Here is a 19630-nt window from a genome sequence, read left to right on the forward strand (position 1 = left end):
CCCCTTCCCTTTTCCCCACCCATATGGTATACTATACCCATCAAATGTACTTTGTAAAATAACAGTTAAGGGGATGAATATCATGACGGAACGGAATTTTTATCAGGCGGTGGCTCATCGGCGGACCAATTATGCCCTGGGGCGGAACATCCCGGTGAGCGAGGACACCATCATCGACACGGTGGAAAAGGTGACCCGGGAGGTGCCTTCGGCCTTCAACATGCAGAGCGGCCGGGTGATCGTGGCCCTGGGGAAGTACCATGACAAGGTGTGGGACATTGTGATGGAAACCCTGCGGAAAATCGTGCCGGCGGAGAAATTCGCTCCTACGGAAGCCAAGGTGAAGGGGTTTGCCGCTGCCTATGGCACCCTGCTGTATTTTGAGGAAACGGACACGGTGAAAAAGCTCCAGGAACAGTTCCCGGGGTACGCGGCCAACTTCCCGGTATGGGCCAGCCAGGGGAACGGGATGCTCCAGTTCGCCCTGTGGACGGCTCTCACGGACCTGGGGCTGGGGGTGAATATCCAGCACTACAACCCGATCATCGATGATGCCATCAAGGCGGCCTTCGAAGTGCCGGACAGCTGGACCCTGGTGGCCCAGATGCCCTTCGGGGAACCCACCGCTGATCCCAAACCCATCGAGAAACTGGATGTGAAGGAACGGGTGTGGGTGAAGAAGTAAGAGCAGCAACTCGGTCAACGGCCAAAGGAAAGAACCCGCCTTTTGGGGGCGGGTTCTTTTTTATGGAAGGAACCCCCAGGGCGGGTTCCTGGAAATACAGGAAAACCGCAGGCCACGGAAGGGCGTGCCTGCGGCGCGCCCCTACGGCGTCAGGGTCGGAGGGTAGGGAAACAACGGGGTTCATCGAAGGGTTGTCTGGCGGGGACCGGGGAATTGATCACAACGGTCAGGGAAACGGATTCCCCGACAATCCCGTTCCCAGGATCATCGTGATGAACTTTTGACCCCAACGACGTAGGGGCTTGCCGCAGGCGAGCCCGTCCCGGCCGCCCATAGCTATTGGGGCACCAGGGCATCTGGCCTCCACCTGCCGCTGACCGCGACCAAAGGGGCTGTCCATTCGGCAGCCCCTTTCCTGTATAGTCACCCGTATCTTTTCATGGTATAATAAAACTGTAAACTGACAATTTGGCTCACCATTCTACCCAGCAGCGGATGATGACAATGCCTGTAAGGGAGTGTATGCTATGGACGAAGACAGGATGGGGTTGGACCTGTTCCGGGATGTGCCGGCGGCCTATGCGGTGTTCCAGGTGATCCCCAATGAGGGGGGATCTGGAGCCATGGATGCCCGGTATGTCTATGTGAACCAGCTGTACTGCACCATTGCTGGCCGCGCCCCCAAGGATCTTTTGGGACACCGGTTCTTTGAGGTGTATCCCCAGGGGAACCCTTTGTGGATGGACTGCTGCCACCGGGCGGTGATGGAACAGACGGAAATCCGCAGCAGACTGTATGAGGAGAGCATCGGCCACTGGCTGGACTTTGCCGTAAAGCCCCTGGAGAACCATCCAGGGTGGGTGGCTTTTGTATTCATGATCGCGGACCGGGAACGGGAAGAGAGCCACGCCATGCGCCGGGGGATGATGACCGATGACGTGATCCTCCGGATCTTCCGGATCCTCAATGGAGAGGAAGGGTATGAGGCTTCCATGGACCATGCCCTGGAAGCCCTGGGAGAAATGATCCACCCGGATCGGCTGTATGTGCTGGAAACCGACGGGAAAACCGTCTCCAACACCTTTGAATGGTGCGCCCCGGGAATTGAACCGGAAATCCAGACCCTGCAGAACAAGGATTATCAGCTGTACATGGGAGGCTGGAGCCAGTTCCTGGAAAGTTCCACCTGTGTGCTGATTGAAGACATCGAACTGCTGCGGGAAGATGATCCGGTGGACTACGAGAACCTGAAGCGGCAGAACATCCAGCGGCTGATCGCCGCACCCTTTTACCTGCAGGGACAGATCGTGGGCTTTTTGGGAGCGGACAATTACGAGGTAAATGACCTGATCAACACTCGGGAAGTGCTGGAAACCATTTCCTATTTCCTCAGTTTCAAGATCCGGAACCACAAGCTGGTGAAACAGCTGGAGCATATGAGCCGGTATGACGCCCTGACTGGGGTCCACAACCGGAACGCCCTCCGGGAGACTCTCCACAGCCTGGCCCGGCAGGATCGTCCCCTGGGGGTGATCTACGCCGATGTGAACGGTCTGAAAGCCACCAACGACCAACAGGGCCACCAGGCCGGGGATGAGCTGATCCGCCGGGCCGTCGGGGTTTTGGTCCGGAACTTTTCCCGGGAGCAGGTGTTCCGGGAAGGGGGAGACGAGTTCCTGGTGCTGGCCCGGAACCTGGGGAAACGGGAATTTTCCCGCCGGGTGGAACAGATCCGCCGGGAACTGGCTGAAGACCCGGAACCCATCCTGGCTGTAGGGGCCCTGTGGCTGGAGGATTCCGCCCGGATCAGGCAGGCCATCCGCCAGGCTGACCGGGAAATGTACCAGGACAAGGCCGCCTATTATGCTCTTCACGAAAGAAGGCACAAAGGCTTGGAAGAGCGGAAGGGGTAGACCTCTTCCTTGACCCGGCCCCACATCCACGGGTATAATAAAGAAAGCCGCGCTTTTTGAGGCGTGGGCTTTCTTTTTATTTGTCAAATTACTCTTATATTTTATTTTTGGAGGTCACACCATGAAATCGCCGAAAAAGCCAAAATCTCCTGTTATACCCTCCTCCCTGACCGTTTCTGAAGAGGAACTGGAGAATATCAACGACCGGTATCTGCAGCTGATCTATGAAACCACCCCGGTGGAAGTGCTGCTGAAGCCCATGAAGGGGAACAGCCGGAAATACCGGAAATACATTATCCAGCTGGGGAAACTGGACAAACGGTCCCCCCGGGTCCGGGAAAAAATCGTCCCCTTTGCGGTGGAACTGTACAAGGAAGGGGACCGGATCTACCGGGATATTGCCGCCTATACCTTCCAGGCCTTCCTGGGCCAGGTATGCCGGAACCTGCAGCAGATTGTAGGGAAGGATCCGGAGAATATCAGGAAAATCTGCAAATACAGCCCGGATGCCATGGCGGAACTGCTGCTGAAATATGGACGGATCTGCCAGAATAAAAAGCAGCCCTTCCGTCCCAATGCCCTGTGGATGGTGCTGGAAATGGCCGGAATGCCCTATCCGGAAGGGAAACAGCACCAGGCGGAATCCCTGCTGAAGAAGAAGGAAAAGGAGGCCCGGGAAACCCAGGACTCCAAAGAGAAGAAAGGGGCCAAAGAGAACAAGGAAGCCAGGAACAGCAAAGAAAATAAAGATAACAAAGATAACAAAGATAACAAAGATAACAAAGATAACAAAGATAACCGGGAACCGGAAGCTTCCCCGGAAGAAGCCACGGAAGAACCGGCCTCCCGGAAGACCCGGAACAGCCGGAAATGGGACAAGGCCGCCCGGAACCGCCGGGGGAAGAAGAACGCCGCTCCGGAACCGGCCCCGGAAGAAACCCCGGCTCCGGCAGAAGAGGCAGCACCGGAAGAAACAGCCGCCCCGGCCCGGCCGGAAGCCCCGGAAACCCCTGCTCCGGAGCCCCGGAACGCCCCGGCTCCCCAGCCGGAAGCCGCCCCGGCACCGGCAGAACCGGCCCCGGCGCCTGACGAACCGGCCGCTCCGGCGGAACCGGAAGCCCCGGAAGAAGAACCCTTCACCACCTATGTGGGCCGGATCAACATTGTGGACAGCTTCTACAACTTCACCCCCATGGGGGTATGGGAACAGGGAACCTACCGGGCCCTGACCCCGGAAGAAATCGATGCCCTGATCCCCCGGGCGGAACAGTACAAGAACATCAACCTGTGGTACAGCCTCCACAGCGACCAGAAATACATGGAAGAACACTTCCACGAAAACGATATCGTCTTCCTGGACCTGGGACCCCATTCCCTGGTGGAAAACAAGGACAGCCAGGGGAATCTCCGGTCCACCGCCTACCGGGTGTTCTGCATCGACGCCCTGAAGGACGGCCGTCTCCGGTTCCCCTTTGGGGAAGGGCTCTATGAACAGGTGCCGGAGACCCATCTCCTGGATCCCCTTTCCATGGATACGGTGCTCCGGCTCCAGGAACCGGGCCTTTTCGCCGGCAAGCAGATCCTGCTCCAGCTCCGGGACGGGTGGATCGCCGGGCCCTATGAGGTCCAGAAGAACATCCGGTTCGGCTTCTTCCTCCAGAGCGATGTGCCGGAAAACCAGTACCTGTTGACCGCCTGCCCGCCGGAAGCCTGGCAGCCCGTCACCTTCTACCCGGCAGAAGGCACCTGGGCCAGCCGGCAGGAAAAGACGGAATGGGTGTTCTGGCACCGGGTGCCCGGGTCTCCCTCCCAGCTGGTGGACCGGGTGCCGGACGAAGTGCTCCTCCGGAGCCTGGTGAAATCCGTCCAGGTGGACGAAGGGGACCTGGTGAAGCCCGGGGTGCTGAAAAGCTTCCTGGAACGGGAAAAGACCCAGCTGTTCAGCGGTCTCCCGGCCCACATCCGCCAGGGACGGATCGCCCGGCTGGAAGCCATCCTGGAAGGGGACGACGCTGCCCGGGAAGGGTATGAACAGGTGGGGGACTTTCTCTACCGGCATCTGCTGGAAAACCTGAACAAGCGGTGGAGCCAGGACTTCATCACCGCCCTTTTGGAACGGTATCCGGACATCTGGCAGGACCTGGGCAGTGCCAAAGGGCTGCCCGCCCGCACCCGGAAGGCCCTGGCCCAGGCGGAACAGCGGAAGAACCAGAAGCCCCGGCCCCAGAGCCCGGAAGCACTGGCGGAAGCCATCAACAGCCTGCCTGCCTCCGGCACCAACAACCGGAAGGCCCTGGACTACCTGATCACTGCCATCCAGAAGGAACGGCCCCAGTACAGCCGGAACCTGATCCTGAACCTGCTGATCTGCACCCACCAGGGGTTCCTTACCGTATTCTCCGGGGCTCCCGGCAGCGGCAAGACCTCCTTCTGCAACCTGTTGGGGAAGGTGCTGGGGCTCACCCAGTTCGACCGGAAGATCGGGGAACAGGAATTCATGAGCACCGCCAACCGGTACATCCCGGTGTCCGTGGAACGGGGCTGGACCTCCAAACGGGACCTGATCGGGTACTACAACCCGCTGACCCGGACCTTTGAGGAAAGCAACCGGGACGTGTACGACGGGCTGAAGCTGCTGGACTGGGAAAAGACCCGGGGGATCCGCCAGTTCCCCTATTACATCCTGCTGGATGAGGCCAATCTGTCCCCCATGGAATACTACTGGGCGGACTTTATGAACGTGTGCGATGACTGGGACGGGGAACACACCCTGAGCCTGGGGTACAACCACCGGCTCCAGCTGCCGGAAACCCTCCATTTCCTGGCCACCATCAACAACGACCACACCACCGAGACCCTGTCTCCCCGGCTCATCGACCGGGCCTGGATCATCACCCTGCCCCGGACTGACGCGGTGCCGGAAATGACCCAGGGGATCAGCCAGGGGGATATCCAGCTGCTGTCCTGGAGCCAGCTGAAGAGCCTGTTCGACGTGGCGCCCCGGGAAAGCTGCCAACTGACCAGCGTGGAACAGAACGTGTACGACCGGATCAAAGCCCGGCTGGCAGAACAGAACATCTACCTGAGCATGCGGATCGAGCTGGCCCTCCGCCGGTACTGGAAGGTGGCCGCCCGGCTCATGGAACCGGAAGACCACATCCGGCCCGGGATCATCGCCCTGGACTATGCGGTGGCCCAGAAGATCCTGCCCAAACTCAGCGGCAACGGGGCGGAATACGAAAAATGGCTGATCCAGTTCCGGGACGACTGTGAAGGCAACCGGATGGTCCAGAGTGCGGCCCTGCTGGACCAGATCCTCCAGTGGGGGAACCGGCGGATGAAGTTCTTCCAGTTCTTCCACTAAGATGGCCATGGAACAATTCATCCGTCTCCGGGAACAGAACGGAGAAGTCCTGACCCTGCCGGTGACCCGGGAGCCCCGTCCCCATTCGGCGGAACGGGTGCTGGCCGCCGCCGGTCACCAGGGGGTGCGGGAAAACCTCCACTACGACCTGGAACTGCCGGGAGACTGGGACTGCACAGGGGCCGGGGTCTCCCTTAACGGGAAGCCTCTCAACAGTCTCTGGGACAGCCGCCGGCACATGATCCTGTTTCCCTACAATATCTTTGCCTACCATATGGGGCTGGTGGAACTGGAAATCACCCTCCAGAAAGGGGAGGAGCCGGGAGAGATCTGGTACACGGATCTGCTGCCGGTACTGATCCAGCCTTCCCAGCAGCAGGAAAACCTGAAGGCCATGGTGGAATACATCTACGCCCACCAGGCGCCGCTTTTGCGGGATAAAGCCCCGGAGGGCACCGGCCCGGACAGCCGGAACGGGTTCCAGGATTTCCTGTCCCAGCTGACCCTGGCAGAGGAGATCCTCCAGGTGTATGAGGAAAGCTACGGGTATTTCAAGGCCAACTGCCGGCATACCCTGGAAACCGCCGAAGTGGTGGACTGGACGGAAAAGGTCCAGACTGTCAGCCCCCACACCCTCCAGTACCTGGTCCGGCACCCGGAATACCTCCGGGAGGCCCCTTTCGGGATCCAGGTGGGGGACAAGCACTACCTGCCGGAAAAACTCCTGATGACCCAGGACAAAATGAGCCGGGACGTGTACGAGAACCAGGTGGTCCTCAGCTTCCTCCAGCGGATGCTCTACGACATCGGGGAGGAGGGAAAGGAAATCCGGGCCCTGGTCCAGGGGCTGGACCTGCCGGAAGCCGACCGGGAGGGGTACCAGCTGTCCTCCCAGGTGCTCTACGCCAACGCCGCCCACATGCTGAAGGGCTTCCTGGAACGGTGCGATGAGGTGGAGGAGCGGCTCCAGGAAATGTTCGTGTCCTACCGGCAGATTTTGCCGGTGACCCTGCTGGACGCCAGCCAGATGCCGGAACCTACGGAGCCCTTTTTCCGGGTGCCCCAGTATTACCGGATCTATCTGTGCATCCACCAGTGGTACCAGAACACCTGCCGCCACTTTCCCCGGGAGCGGATGCTCCTCAATTTGTACGAAAACACCTTCGTGTTCGAGATCTACTGCCTGGCCCGGCTGCTCCAGGGGCTCCGGCAGGAAGGGTTTGTACTGGAGGAATGCCGCCGGAAGGTGTACACCCTGGGCAGCCGGAACCTGTACGACCATTCCGGGTACCAGAACGTGTACCGGCTGGAGCGGGGGGACGAGGAACTGACCCTGTTCTTCCAGCCGGTGCTCACGGACCAGCCGGAACAGGGCCCGGGGGCCATCCACCTGTACCGGAACACCACCTACGCCTTCAAGCCCCTGGAAGAGGGCCATTATTACACCCCGGATTACCTGCTCCGGTGGAAGCAGGGGAACCGGGAGAACTACCTGATCCTGGACGCCAAGTACAGCTACCGGAAAAAAGTCCTCCAGGAACTGATGCCGGAAATGAGCTACAAATACCTGCTGTCTCTCAGCCCGGTGCCCTATGAAGAAAAGGGACAGCCGGTGGAAGTGGCGGTACGGGGCCTGGAGATCCTCTACGGCCTTACCCACGGAGAACAGCAGCTGGAAAGCTTCTACAACTGCCAGCTGCCGGTCAAAGAGATCCGCCCCGCCGCCAACGTGATTCCCTTCTCCGAAGAAGTGACCGAAGAAAACCAGCAGGAGAACATCCGGGAGCTGCTCCGGGAAGTGAGGGGATAAGGGCCGGTCAACGGTCAGCAGCCGAAGGAGACCATTTGCCGGGGGCAAATGGTTTTGAACGTATAAAACTGGAGGCCACGGAAGGGCGGGCCTTCGGCACGCCCCTACAGCGTTGGAATCGGGAGTCGACAACAACGGTCAGGGAAACGGAATTCCCCGACAACCCCGTTTCCTTGTCTCTGTGGAGATCCCTTGACCCCAACGGCGTAGGGGCTTGCCGGAGGCGAGCCCGTCCCGGCCGCGTTTGGCTTCCACCGGCCGCTGACCATTGACCGCTGACAAAAAGGGGCTGTTGCTCTTGCAACAGCCCCTTTTCCGTGCATCTCCCGCCCATTTGTGATATGATAATATACTAGAGCATTATTTTTATTTGACAAAGGGGAATGACCATGACGAAACCTGCTTTTTATATTACGACGCCCATTTACTATCCCAGCGCCGACCTGCACATTGGACATGCCTACTGCACCACCATTGCCGACACCATCGCCCGGTACAAACGGGCCAACGGCTTTGATGTCCAGTTCATCACCGGCAGTGACGAACACGGGCTGAAGATCCAGCGGAAGGCGGAATCCTTCGGGGTAAAGCCCATTGAATACACCGACAAGATCGTGGCGGACTTCAAGAAGCTGTGGGAGATGCTGGGGGTCAGCTACACCTCCTTCGTCCGCACTTCCAGCCCGGAACACGAAAAGACCGTCCAGACCCTGCTCCAGAAGGTGTGGGAACAGGGGGACATCTACAAAAAAGACTACGAAGGCCTGTACTGCGTGCCCTGCGAATCTTTCTGGACCGAACACCAGGTGGAGGAAGCCGGGGGCGTGTGCCCGGACTGCGGCCGTCCTGTGGAAAAGATGAAGGAATCCAGCTATTTCTTCCGGATGTCCAAATATGCGGACCGGATCCTGGAATACATCGAGACCCATCCGGATTTCATCCAGCCTGTTTCCCGCCGGAACGAAATGATCAACTTCATCAAACAGGGACTGGAAGACCTGTGCATCAGCCGGAGCAGCTTCGACTGGGGCATCCAGGTGCCCTTTGACCCCAAACATGTGGTGTACGTGTGGTTCGACGCCCTGCTGGCCTACTTCACCGGCATCGGTTTCGGTCAGGACATGGACAAATTCAACCGGTTCTGGCCGGCGGACCTCCACCTGGTGGGGAAGGAAATCGTCCGGTTCCATACCATTATCTGGCCGGCCATGCTGATGGCCATGGGCTTCGACCTGCCCAAGGAAGTGTACGGCCACGGCTGGCTGGTGGTAGACGGGGACAAAATGTCCAAGTCCAAGGGCAATGTGGTGGATCCGGTGCAGCCCATCAAAGAATTCGGCGCTGACGCCGTCCGGTATTTCCTGCTCCGGGAAATCAACTTGGGCAGCGACGGGAACTATTCCCGGAAGGGCCTGATCAAACGGTTCAACTCCGACCTGGCCAACGACCTGGGGAACCTCCAGTACCGGACCGTTTCCATGATTGACAAATACCACGGGGGCATCGTCCACAAGACCGTGGTGGACAGCGAAACCGATGAGAAGTTCCGCAGCCTGGCCGCCGAAACCCTGAAGAACTACCGGGCCGCCATGGACAGATACGCCCTCAACGACGGGATCAAGGCCATCTGGGCCTATGTGGGGGCCGCCAACAAGTACATCGACGAAACCACCCCCTGGATCCTGGCCAAGGATCCCGCCCAGGCCAAACGGCTGGAAGCGGTGATGTACAACCTGGCAGACGCGGTCCGGAACATCGCCATCCTGATCTCCTCCATGATGCCCTTCACCGCACCCAAGATCTTCGCCCAGCTGGGCCTGGAGACTCCGGAACAGTTCGACCTGAACGACGTGGCCTGGGGCAACTTCCCTGACGGCACCAAGGTGGCCAAGGGCCAGCCCATCTTCCCCCGGATCGAAGAAGAGGAAGAAGACAAGGCTCCGGAACCCAAAAAGGAAGCCAAACCGGCCAAAAAGGACAAGAAGGCGGAGAAAAAGGCTGAAGGGGTCGTGACCCCGGACCAGTGCACCATCGAAGACTTCGGCAAACTGGACCTGCGGGTGGGCACCATCCAGAAAGCGGAAAAAATGCCCAACGCGGACAAGCTGCTGAAGATCGCAGTGAAGGTGGGGGACGAAGTCCGGACCATCGTTTCCGGCATCGCTCCCTATTACAAGGAAGAAGAACTGACGGGCAAGAACGTGATCGTCATCGCCAACCTGAAGCCGGCCAAACTCCGTGGCGTGGAATCCCGGGGGATGCTGCTGGCCGCGTCTGACGGCCAGGGGAACCTGAAACTGGCGGAAGTGCCGGGGATCGCCTCCGGCAGCAAGGTGAAATAACATGCATAAGCTTCCTTTGTTCGATACCCACGCCCATGTGGACGTGGAGGATTTTGACGAAGACAGGGAAGAGCTGCTCCGTTCCATCGGAGAGACCATGGCCGGGATCATTGATCCCGGCTGTGACATTCCCAGCTCCCAAACGGCCCTTGCCCTGGCCCACCAGTACCCCTTTGTGTGGGCGGCAGTGGGGATCCATCCGGAAGAGATCAGCCACAGCAGCCTGGAGGACCTGAAACAGATCGAAGCCTGGTGCGCCGATCCCCGGGTGGTGGCCATCGGGGAGATCGGTCTGGATTACTACAACGATGAACATTCCCCCCACGGCCTGCAGCAGGAATTTCTGATCCGCCAGCTGGACCTGGCCCGGAAAACCGGCCTGCCGGTGATCATCCACGACCGGGATTCCCATGAGGACGTGCTCCGGATCATCCGGGAAGAAGGCAAAGGCGTCCGGGGGGTGCTCCACTGCTTTTCCGGGGACTGGGCCATGGCGGAAGAGGCCCTGGCCCTGGGCTGGTACCTGGGGTTCGGGGGCACCAGCACCTTCAAGAACGACCGGGGGGTAAGATCCATCCTGGCCCGGGTGCCGGAAGACCGGATCCTGTTCGAGACCGATTCCCCCTACATGGCCCCTGTGCCCTACCGGGGAAAGCGGAACAACCCTCTGTACACCGCCATTGTGGCAGAGCGGGCGGCGGAACTCCGGGGGACCACACCGGAAAAAATCATGGAAAGTTCAACAAATAATGCGAAAAAGCTGTTTTTCCGTCTCACAAACCAGTAAAACAGCTGTACAGTCTACAAAAACGTCACAAATTACACCTGTCAGAGTGCATAATTTTAGTACCTGGTACTAATTTAATTTTGACAGGAATCGCCTCCTTATGGTATGATGCAAGCACTTTAAGGAGGCGAAACTTTGCGAAAATCACAACCTTTTAAGCGTCCCTACAAGTGGATTGTTGTCTGCCTGCTGCTGGCTGCCAGCGTGAACCTGGTGGGCTTTGCGGCCCAGCCCAAAACCGTGAGCATCAAAGTGGACGGACAGACCATAACCCTGCAGACCAGAGCCCTGACCGTTCAGGGAGCCCTGGAAGAAGCCGGTGTTGTTCTTCAGAAAGCCGACGGATATGAACTGGTCGGCGAAGAGGAAAAACTCAATGATGGAGCTACCATCGAAGTGACCCGGGCCATGCCCGTGAAAGTTTGGAAAGCAGGAAGAACCACCGAATACACCATCGGACGCAAAACCGTGCGAGACGTATTGAATGCCGTGGGAGTGGATTACAAAGGATTCCAGGTCTATCCGGGACTGGACACGGAAGTGACCCCGGACATGACCATCCACATTATTTCTCCCACCAATAAACTGACCACCGAAACCCGGGACATCCCCTATGAAGTGGAGATGCGGAACAATGACAACCTGCCCCGGGGCCGGCAGAATGTGATCTCCCCCGGCCAAAACGGGCAGGAAAAGGTCACCTACCGGGAAATCAAGGTGGGCAGCGAAACCGTAAGACAGGAGCTGAACCGGGAAGTGCTCTCGGAACCGGTCCCTGAAATCGTGGAAGTGGGTACGGGGAACAACCTGAATATGATCGAAACCTCCCGTGGTTTCGTCCGTTACCGCTCTGCCCGGACGGTGGAAGCATCCGCCTACACCATGGCAGAAGGCAGCGGCACAGGGCTCACCTCCACCGGCGTAGTCCCCTATCATGGGGTGGTGGCCGTGGATCCGGACGTGATCCCCTACGGCACTCGAATGTACATCCCCGGCTACGGCTTTGCTGTGGCAGCGGACTGCGGCGGCGCCATCAACGGCAATACCATCGACCTGTTCATGGAAGATTATGGCGATGCCATTTCCTGGGGCCGGCGGGATGTGACTGTGTATTTCTTGGAGTAAAAGACAGGAGAAAATCGTGCTGAAAGAAGTGCTGGTAGTAGAAGGCAAGATGGACACCGTGGCGGTGAAGAAGGCAGTGGATGCTGAGACCATCGAGACCGGGGGATTCACCCTGGCGCCCCATACCCTGGCCCTGATCGAAGCAGCCTACAGGAAACGGGGGATCATCATCATGACCGATCCCGACGGCGCGGGAGAGCGGATCCGGAAATTCTTGACGGAGCGCTTCCCCAAAGCCGGACAGGCTTTTGTGCCCAAGGCGGAGGCCCTGGCCCATCATGATGTGGGCATTGAACAGGCCCAGCCGGAGGCCATCCGGAAAGCCCTGTCCAAGGTCCGTTTCCAGGAAATGGAGCCCCGAAAGGAATTTTCCTCTCGGGACTTGTTTGTTTCCGGGCTGTCAGGGTCTCCGGAGGCGGTGGCCCGGCGGGACAGACTGGGAGCCATCCTGGGCATCGGCTACGGGAATGCCAAGCAGATGGTCCATCGGCTGAACAATTACGGAGTGACCCGGGAGGAATTCCAGGCCGCTCTGGCGGAAATCGACGGGGAAGGGAAATGACATGCTGCATCCAGTGATCGCCAGCCGGGACGTGACCCGGTACATCCTCGATACTTTTGGCCTCCGGGCCAAGAAGAAGTTCGGACAGAACTTTTTGATCAATGAACAGGTGGTCTGGGGGATCGCCCGGGAAGCCCAGGTGGGCCCCGGAGACCTGGTGCTGGAAATCGGCCCGGGAATCGGTACCCTGACCCAGGCCCTGGCGGAGACCGGGGCCCAGGTGAAAAGCGTGGAGATCGACCGGACCCTGCTGCCCGTCCTGGCCAAAACCCTGGAAGGGTATGACAATGTGGAAATCGTCCCCGGGGACGTGCTGAAGGTGGACCTGGGGGAAGTGACGGAGCACCGGCCCTTTACGGTGGCCGCCAACCTGCCCTATTACATCACCACCCCCATCATCTTCGCCCTTTTGGAAGAGGATCTGCCCCTCCAGAGGCTGGTGGTGATGGTCCAGAAGGAAGTGGCGGAGCGGATGATCGCTGCTCCGGGAGGGAAGGATTACGGCCCTCTGTCCCTGGCTCTCCAGTATTATTCCCAGCCCCGGCTGGCCATCCCGGTGCCCGCCCGGGACTTTATGCCCGCCCCCAAGGTGGATTCCATGGTGGTGGTCTGCGACAAACGGGAGCACCCGGCGGTGGATGTTCCGGCGAAGCTGTTCTTCCGGGTGGTGAAGGCGGCCTTTTCCCAGCGGCGGAAAATGCTCAGCAACTGCCTGAAGACCCTGGGCATCACCCCGGACCAGGTGAAGGAACTGCTGGATGGGGCCGGCATCGACGGGAAGCGGAGAGGGGAATCCCTTTCCATGGACGAATTCGGCAGCCTGGCCCAGGCCTACGGGAAGCTGCTGGAACCATGAGCTGCCGGTACAAGTTCTTTGCCCACCGGCAGTGCGAATTCTTTCCCTGCCACAAAGGGGCGGACCCGGACCGGTTCAACTGCCTGTTCTGCTACTGCCCCCTGTACCTGGTGCCGGACTGCGGCGGGGATTTCACCCGGCTGGGAGATGGGAACAAAGACTGCAGCCGCTGCCTTTTGCCCCACGACCCGGACCGGTACGACCAGGTGGTCCGGACCCTGCAGAAAAAAGTTTTCAAGCCTTTTGACAAAAAATAGTCAAAGGGCTTGATTTTTTTTGGAAACATGCTATTATAGATACTGTAGTTAGCACTCCAGTGAAATGAGTGCTAATAAAAATGCAAACAACCCATTGCTCATAGAATGAAAGGGGATACGTAAGATGTTAAAACCTTTGGATGATCATGTTGTAGTTGAACCCATTGTACAAGAAGAAAAAACCAGCAGCGGCATTTACCTGCCGGATACTGCTCACAAAGACAAACCCCAGACCGGCAAAGTGGTTGCCGTAGGCACCGGCCGTCTCCTGGAAAACGGCACCCGGGTCCCTTCTGAAGTGAAGGCAGGGGATGTGGTGGTATTCGCCAAATACTCCGGCAGTGATGTAACCCTGGACGGGAAAGACTACATCATCCTGAGAGACAGCGATATCCTGGCGGTTGTGGAAGACTGAAAGCTTTCCTCCGTCCCGTATCTGGTAGAAAATACCAAACCGTACATTATCTGGAATTAAGGAGTCGATCAATATGGCTAAACTGATTAAATTTGATGAAGATGCCCGCCGTGGCTTGGAACGGGGTGTCAATGCCCTGGCTGATGCCGTAAAGGTAACCCTGGGGCCCAAAGGCCGGAACGTTGTACTGGAAAAGAAATTCGGTTCTCCCACCATCACCAACGATGGGGTAACCATTGCCAAGGATATTGAACTGGAAGATCCGTTCGAAAACATGGGCGCCGCCCTGGTCCGTGAAGTGGCCACCAAGACCAACGACATCGCCGGCGACGGTACCACCACTGCTACGGTGCTGGCCCAGTCCATCGTCCATGAAGGGATGAAGAACGTGGTGGCCGGTGCCAACCCCATGGTCCTGAAGAAAGGGATCAAGAAAGCCACCGATGCCCTGGTTGACGAACTGAAGAAGAGCGCCAAGGCTGTCAGCACCAAGGAAGAAAAGGCACAGGTTGCCTCCATTTCCGCCGGTGATGAAGAAATCGGCGGGCTGATCGCCGATGCCATGGAAAAAGTGGGCAACGACGGCGTAATCACCGTGGAAGAATCCAAGACCATGGACACCTCCCTGGAAACCGTAAAAGGCATGCAGTTCGACCGTGGGTACATCTCCCCTTACATGGTAACGGATCCTGACAAGATGGAAGCCGTTATGAGCAACCCGTACGTATTCATTACGGACCGGAAGATTACCCTGATCAACGACATTATGCCCGTACTGGAAAAGGTTGTACAACAGGGCCGTGAACTGCTGATCATCGCTGAAGACGTGGAAGGGGAAGCCCTGGCTACCCTGGTTGTGAACCGTCTGCGTGGCACCTTCAAGGCTGTGGCTGTAAAGGCTCCTGGCTTCGGTGACCGCCGGAAGGCCATGCTCCAGGATATCGCCACCCTCACCGGTGCTACGGTCATCAGTGAAGAAGTGGGCCGGAAACTGGACAGCGCTACCCTGGCTGACCTGGGTACTGCCGGTCAGGTACGGGTAACCAAGGACATGACCACCATCGTTGACGGCGGCGGCGACAAACAGGCTGTGGCTGACCGGATTGCCTCCATCAAGGCCCAGATCCCTGCCACCACCTCTCAGTTCGACAAGGAAAAACTCCAGGAACGCTTGGCCAAACTGTCCGGCGGCGTAGCTGTGATCAAGGTTGGTGCTGCTACCGAAACCGAACTGAAAGACAAGAAACTCCGTATCGAAGATGCCCTGAACGCCACCCGTGCTGCTGTGGCTGAAGGCATTGTGGCCGGCGGCGGCACCGCTCTGCTGCAGGTACAGCCGGTTCTGGACGAACTGGAAGCCAAGGCTGACGGTGATGAAAAGACCGGTATCGATATTGTAAGACGGGCCATTGAAGCACCGGTACGGCAAATCGCCAACAACGCCGGCCTGGAAGGCGCCGTCATCGTGGAAGCTGTGAAGAAGGCTGCCAAAGGCACCGGCTTCAACGCTGCCACCGAAGAATATGTGGATATGATCAAAGCCGGTATCGTGGATCCCTGCAAAGTAACCCGCAGTGCTCTCCAGAACGCCGCTTCCATCGCTTCCATGATCCTGACCACGGAAGCCGTAGTAGCCGACAAACCGGCTGAAAAAGGCGCCGCAGCAGCCCCTGCCATGGGCGCTGGGATGCCTGGAATGATGTGAGATCAGACCTGAACAGGCACAACGAAATCCCCCTGGGAAACCAGGGGGATTTTTTGCGCCTAATGTCAAAGGAGACCATTTGCCGGGGGCAAATGGTTTTGAAGGGAAACGCAGCCCGTTGGGCTGCTAACCCACCACCATTGCGCAGGCGCAACGGTCCCCCGCCCTTGCAAAGGGCGGATAACAAGTACACGGGCTTCGCCCTTGTACTCAAATAAGCAATGGGTCCATGGACCCAGCCTATATCCGCCCTTTGCAAGGGCGTAAGCAGGGAGCATCCGCTTCAGCGGATAGCGAGGTCGCTTATGCCGTAGCTGGGGACCAGCCGCAAGGCTGGTGGTGGGTTAGGCGCCGCAATACCCGGCGCCGTCCTCCTTCCTGCACCGGCCCTTGGGGGACCTGGTCCCAACGACCGGAGAAGACTCCCAGACCCCAACGCCGTAGGGGCTCGCCGTAGGCAAGCCCGACCCGGCCGCCCAAGGGGCTGTGTCCCCTGGCAAGGGGGGAAGGACCCGGGGCAGCGGGTAGGGGGTTCTTTCCACCAATCTTTTACAAAATTCTATTTACGAATCATTCTTAAAATGCTATACTATATCTATACCAACAAACTATCCATTCTGATCATATAGAGGAGGAATTTCAATATGGAAAAACGTACCGTAACCTTTGCCGGCGACCCTGTGGCCCTGGTGGGGCCGGAAGTGAAAGTGGGCCAGCAGGCTCCTGATTTCAAACTCATCGACAACAAACTGGGGGAAAAGACCCTGAAGGATTATGAAGGGAAGATCAAAGTGATCTCCGTGGTGCCTTCCCTGGATACCGGGGTCTGCGACGCCCAGACCCGCTGGTTCAATCAGGATGTCACCGGCCTGTCCGAAGATGTGGTGGTGCTCACGGTCTCCATGGACCTGCCCTTTGCCCAGGCCCGCTGGTGCGGCGCCGCCGGGGTGGAAAACGTGGTGACCCTGTCCGATCACCGGGACGCTTCCTTCGGGAAGAACTACGGCTTCCTCATGGACGGCCTGCGGCTGGAAGCCCGGGGGGTCGTGGTCATCGACAAAAACGACAAAGTGACCTACGTGGAATACGTCCCCGAAGTGACCCATGCCATCAATTTCGACGGAGTGCTGGCTGCAGTGAAGGGGATGCTGTAAGAACAGCCAACAGTCACTAGCCACTAGTCGGCAGCCAAAGGAAAGAACCCGCCTTTTGGGGGCGGGTTCTTTTTATGGGAAAACGTCTCACGCCAAAGGAGACCATTTGCCGGGGGCAAAGGGTCCTGAAGGGAAACGCAGCCCGTTGGGCTGCTAACCCACCACCATTGCGCAGGCGCAACGGTCCCCCGCCCTTGGAAAGGGCGGATAAGCGCTCGGGCTTGCGCCCATAGCTTTTGGGAGTACCAGGGGAGATCCCGCATGATCTATATTCATCCTATGCAGGGGCGGAAAAAGGATCGGGCTGACCGCCCGTTGCTTTCAGTATACGCAGCATATTGCAGTACCAGAAAACGAGGGACCAAGTTCCCGAGTTTTTATCCGCCCTTTGCAAGGGGGGGGCGAGCGTCGTGGAGGTGGTCCTGAATGCCTAAGTATATCCGCCCTTTGCAAGGGCGTAAGCAGGGAGCATCCGCTTCAGCGGATAGCGAGGTCGCTTATGCCGTAGCTGGGGACCAGCCGCAAGGCTGGTGGTGGGTTAGGCGCCGCAGTACTCGGCGCCGTCCTCCTTCCTGCACCAAAACTTGGGGGACCTGGTCCCATCGACCGGAGAAGACTCCCCGACTCCAACGCCGTAGGGGCTCGCCGAAGGCAAGCCCAACCCGGCCGCCCAGGGGGCCCATCCCTTCAACGCCAAATGGGTCCGCATTTGGCTTCCCCCGGCCATTGACCATTGACCATTGACGGCCCCGCCCCGGCGGGGCCCTTCCCAACCGAAAGGACGACCTCCATGAACTTCTTCTTCCATACGCTTCTCCCCTGGATCCGCTCCAACACCATCCTTTTCCTGGCCTCCCTGGGGGCCCTGCTGTCCTTTGGGGCGGTGCCTCCTTCCCGGGCTCTGGTGGGGGCCCTTAACCTGCCGGTACTGGCCCTTCTGTTCTGCCTTATGGGGGTGATCGGGGGTCTGCGGGAAACGGGCTTCTTTGACAGGCTCCTGGACCATCTCCTGGAAAGGCTGTCCACCACCCGGCAATTGGGGGCGGTGCTGGTGTTTGCCTGCTTCTTCGGCAGCATGTGGGTCACCAACGACGTGGCCCTGATCACCTTCGTCCCCTTTGCCCTCCTCAGCCTGGCCGGGCAGGCAACGGAAAAACAGACAGCCCGGATCATCATCCTCCAGACCCTGGCCGCCAACCTGGGGAGCATGGTCACCCCGGTGGGGAATCCCCAGAACCTGTACCTGTACTTCCATTATCAGATGGAACTGGGGGGATTCCTGGCCCTGCTGCTGCCCTACACCCTGGTGTCCCTGGGGATGCTGGCCCTGGGGGTGGTCCTGTGGGTGCCCTGCCGGCCTCTGGAAAAACGGGGGAGGGGGGAACCCGGGAAAGGGAGCCCCGGGAAATACGGAAAGCTCCTGGGGTTCCTGTTCTGTCTGTGCCTTTTGACCGTGGCCCATGTGCTGGACTGGCGGGTGACCCTGGGGGCGGTGACCCTGGGGATCCTGGCCGTCCGGCCCCGGTGGTTCCGGTGGGTGGATTACCGGCTGCTGGGGACTTTTGTGGCCTTTTTTGTGCTGATCGGGAACCTGGGCCAGATCCCGGCCTTCCGGCAGCTGCTGATTTCCTTTCTGGAGGGGCGGGAATTTTTTACGGCCCTTCTGGCCAGCCAGGTGATCAGCAACGTGCCGGCGGCGGTGCTGCTGTCCGGGTTCACGGACAACGGCCGGGCCCTGGTGCTGGGTACGGACATCGGGGGCCTGGGGACCCTGATCGCCTCCATGGCCAGCCTGATTTCCTACGGGTATTATGTACGCCGCTACCCCTGGCTCCAGGGATATTATCTGAAGGCATTCACCCTGGCCAACCTGGCCTTCCTGGTGCCCCTGGCGGGGATGGCAGCGGTTCTGTAGGGGCCCGCCCGGAGAGGGCCCATCCCTTCAACGCCAAATGGGTCCGCATTTGGCCTCCTCCGGCCATTGACAATTGACAATTGACCATTGACCATTGACGGCCCCGCCCCGGCGGGGCCTTTCCCATTGACAACCCCCCGGAAAAACTCTATAATTTACAAGATATGGTAATAGCCAAAAAGCCTATAAAGGAGTCGTGAAACATGGCTGAACAAACAATTTTGACCGAAGAAGGTCTCAAAAAATTAGAAGACGAACTGGATTATCTCCGTTCCGAGAAACGGCAGCAGGTGGCCGAACGGCTGAAGGTTGCCATTTCTTACGGGGACATCAGCGAAAACTCCGAATATGACGATGCCAAAAACGAACAGGCCTTTGTGGAAGGCCGGATCCTGACCCTGGAAAACATGATCCGGAATGCCAAGATCATCAAGGATTCCGACATTACCAAAAACGTGGTTTCCCTGGGCTGCAAGGTGAAGATCGAAGACATGGAAACCCATGATCAGGAAGAATACACCGTGGTAGGGACCACCGAAGCCGACCCTATGGCCGAACCGCCCCGGATCTCCAATGAATCCCCGGTGGGCAAAGCCATCCTGGGCCAGAAGGTGGGTTCCGTGGTGAAGGTCACCACCCCCATCGGTGAACTGGACTACAAGATTGTAGCCGTAAGCCGTCCCGGCGCTGCCAAAAAGGCTGCCGCCAAGGACGCAAAATAATTTCGCAAAGAATCAGGA

General features: G+C 58.7%; 15 protein-coding genes. All 15 read left to right on the top strand.

Features of this window, described 5'->3' with window-relative positions:
• Positions 1-82 precede the first annotated feature (82 nt).
• The 15 genes from ACZOF8_RS03645 to greA all read left to right on the top strand — a co-directional run bounded on the left by ACZOF8_RS03645 (position 83) and on the right by greA (position 19612).
• Positions 83-685, top strand: a complete 603-nt coding sequence (locus ACZOF8_RS03645; RefSeq protein WP_022487224.1) for a nitroreductase family protein — start codon at positions 83-85, stop codon at positions 683-685.
• Between the two features lie 527 nt (positions 686-1212).
• Entirely contained in the window at positions 1213-2598 is a 1386-nt protein-coding gene (locus ACZOF8_RS03650) for a sensor domain-containing diguanylate cyclase (protein ID WP_154487352.1), read from the top strand.
• A gap of 121 nt (positions 2599-2719) precedes the next feature.
• Positions 2720-5962, top strand: a complete 3243-nt coding sequence (locus ACZOF8_RS03655; protein WP_154487350.1) for a DUF8727 domain-containing protein — start codon at positions 2720-2722, stop codon at positions 5960-5962.
• Positions 5963-5969: 7 nt separating this feature from the next.
• The gene (locus ACZOF8_RS03660; protein WP_154487348.1) at positions 5970-7772 is read left to right on the top strand and encodes a DUF2357 domain-containing protein; all 1803 of its coding nucleotides are present in this window, start codon (positions 5970-5972) and stop codon (positions 7770-7772) included.
• 389 nt (positions 7773-8161) lie between these two features.
• Positions 8162-10114: a methionine--tRNA ligase gene (metG, locus tag ACZOF8_RS03665; protein WP_154487346.1), complete on the top strand. Its 1953-nt coding sequence runs from the start codon at positions 8162-8164 to the stop codon at positions 10112-10114.
• A gap of 1 nt (position 10115) precedes the next feature.
• Entirely contained in the window at positions 10116-10901 is a 786-nt protein-coding gene (locus tag ACZOF8_RS03670; RefSeq protein WP_022487049.1) for a TatD family hydrolase, read from the top strand.
• Positions 10902-11036: 135 nt separating this feature from the next.
• Positions 11037-12026, top strand: a complete 990-nt coding sequence (locus ACZOF8_RS03675; RefSeq protein ID WP_022487048.1) for a resuscitation-promoting factor — start codon at positions 11037-11039, stop codon at positions 12024-12026.
• 16 nt (positions 12027-12042) lie between these two features.
• On the top strand, positions 12043-12588 hold the full coding sequence (gene rnmV / locus ACZOF8_RS03680; protein WP_022487047.1) for a ribonuclease M5: 546 nt from the start codon (positions 12043-12045) through the stop codon (positions 12586-12588).
• 1 nt (position 12589) lies between these two features.
• A complete protein-coding gene (gene rsmA / locus ACZOF8_RS03685; RefSeq protein ID WP_154487344.1) occupies positions 12590-13444 on the top strand; it encodes a 16S rRNA (adenine(1518)-N(6)/adenine(1519)-N(6))-dimethyltransferase RsmA in 855 nt (284 codons plus the stop codon).
• Positions 13441-13701, top strand: coding sequence for a cysteine-rich small domain-containing protein (locus ACZOF8_RS03690; protein WP_154487342.1), 261 nt, complete (start codon positions 13441-13443; stop codon positions 13699-13701). The genes rsmA and ACZOF8_RS03690 overlap by 4 nt, the downstream gene beginning before the upstream one ends.
• Before the next feature lie 124 nt (positions 13702-13825).
• Positions 13826-14116, top strand: a complete 291-nt coding sequence (gene groES, locus ACZOF8_RS03695) for a co-chaperone GroES (RefSeq protein ID WP_022487044.1) — start codon at positions 13826-13828, stop codon at positions 14114-14116.
• Positions 14117-14189: 73 nt separating this feature from the next.
• Complete coding sequence (gene groL / locus ACZOF8_RS03700; RefSeq protein ID WP_022487043.1) at positions 14190-15821, top strand: chaperonin GroEL; 1632 nt, start codon at positions 14190-14192, stop codon at positions 15819-15821.
• A 644-nt stretch (positions 15822-16465) separates the two neighbouring features.
• A complete protein-coding gene (gene tpx, locus ACZOF8_RS03705; protein ID WP_154487340.1) occupies positions 16466-16975 on the top strand; it encodes a thiol peroxidase in 510 nt (169 codons plus the stop codon).
• 790 nt (positions 16976-17765) lie between these two features.
• Complete coding sequence (locus ACZOF8_RS03710; RefSeq protein WP_487426561.1) at positions 17766-18890, top strand: SLC13 family permease; 1125 nt, start codon at positions 17766-17768, stop codon at positions 18888-18890.
• Between the two features lie 203 nt (positions 18891-19093).
• Complete coding sequence (gene greA / locus ACZOF8_RS03715) at positions 19094-19612, top strand: transcription elongation factor GreA (protein WP_022488187.1); 519 nt, start codon at positions 19094-19096, stop codon at positions 19610-19612.
• Positions 19613-19630: the final 18 nt, after the last annotated feature.

Source organism: Acidaminococcus sp., assembly GCF_057597765.1.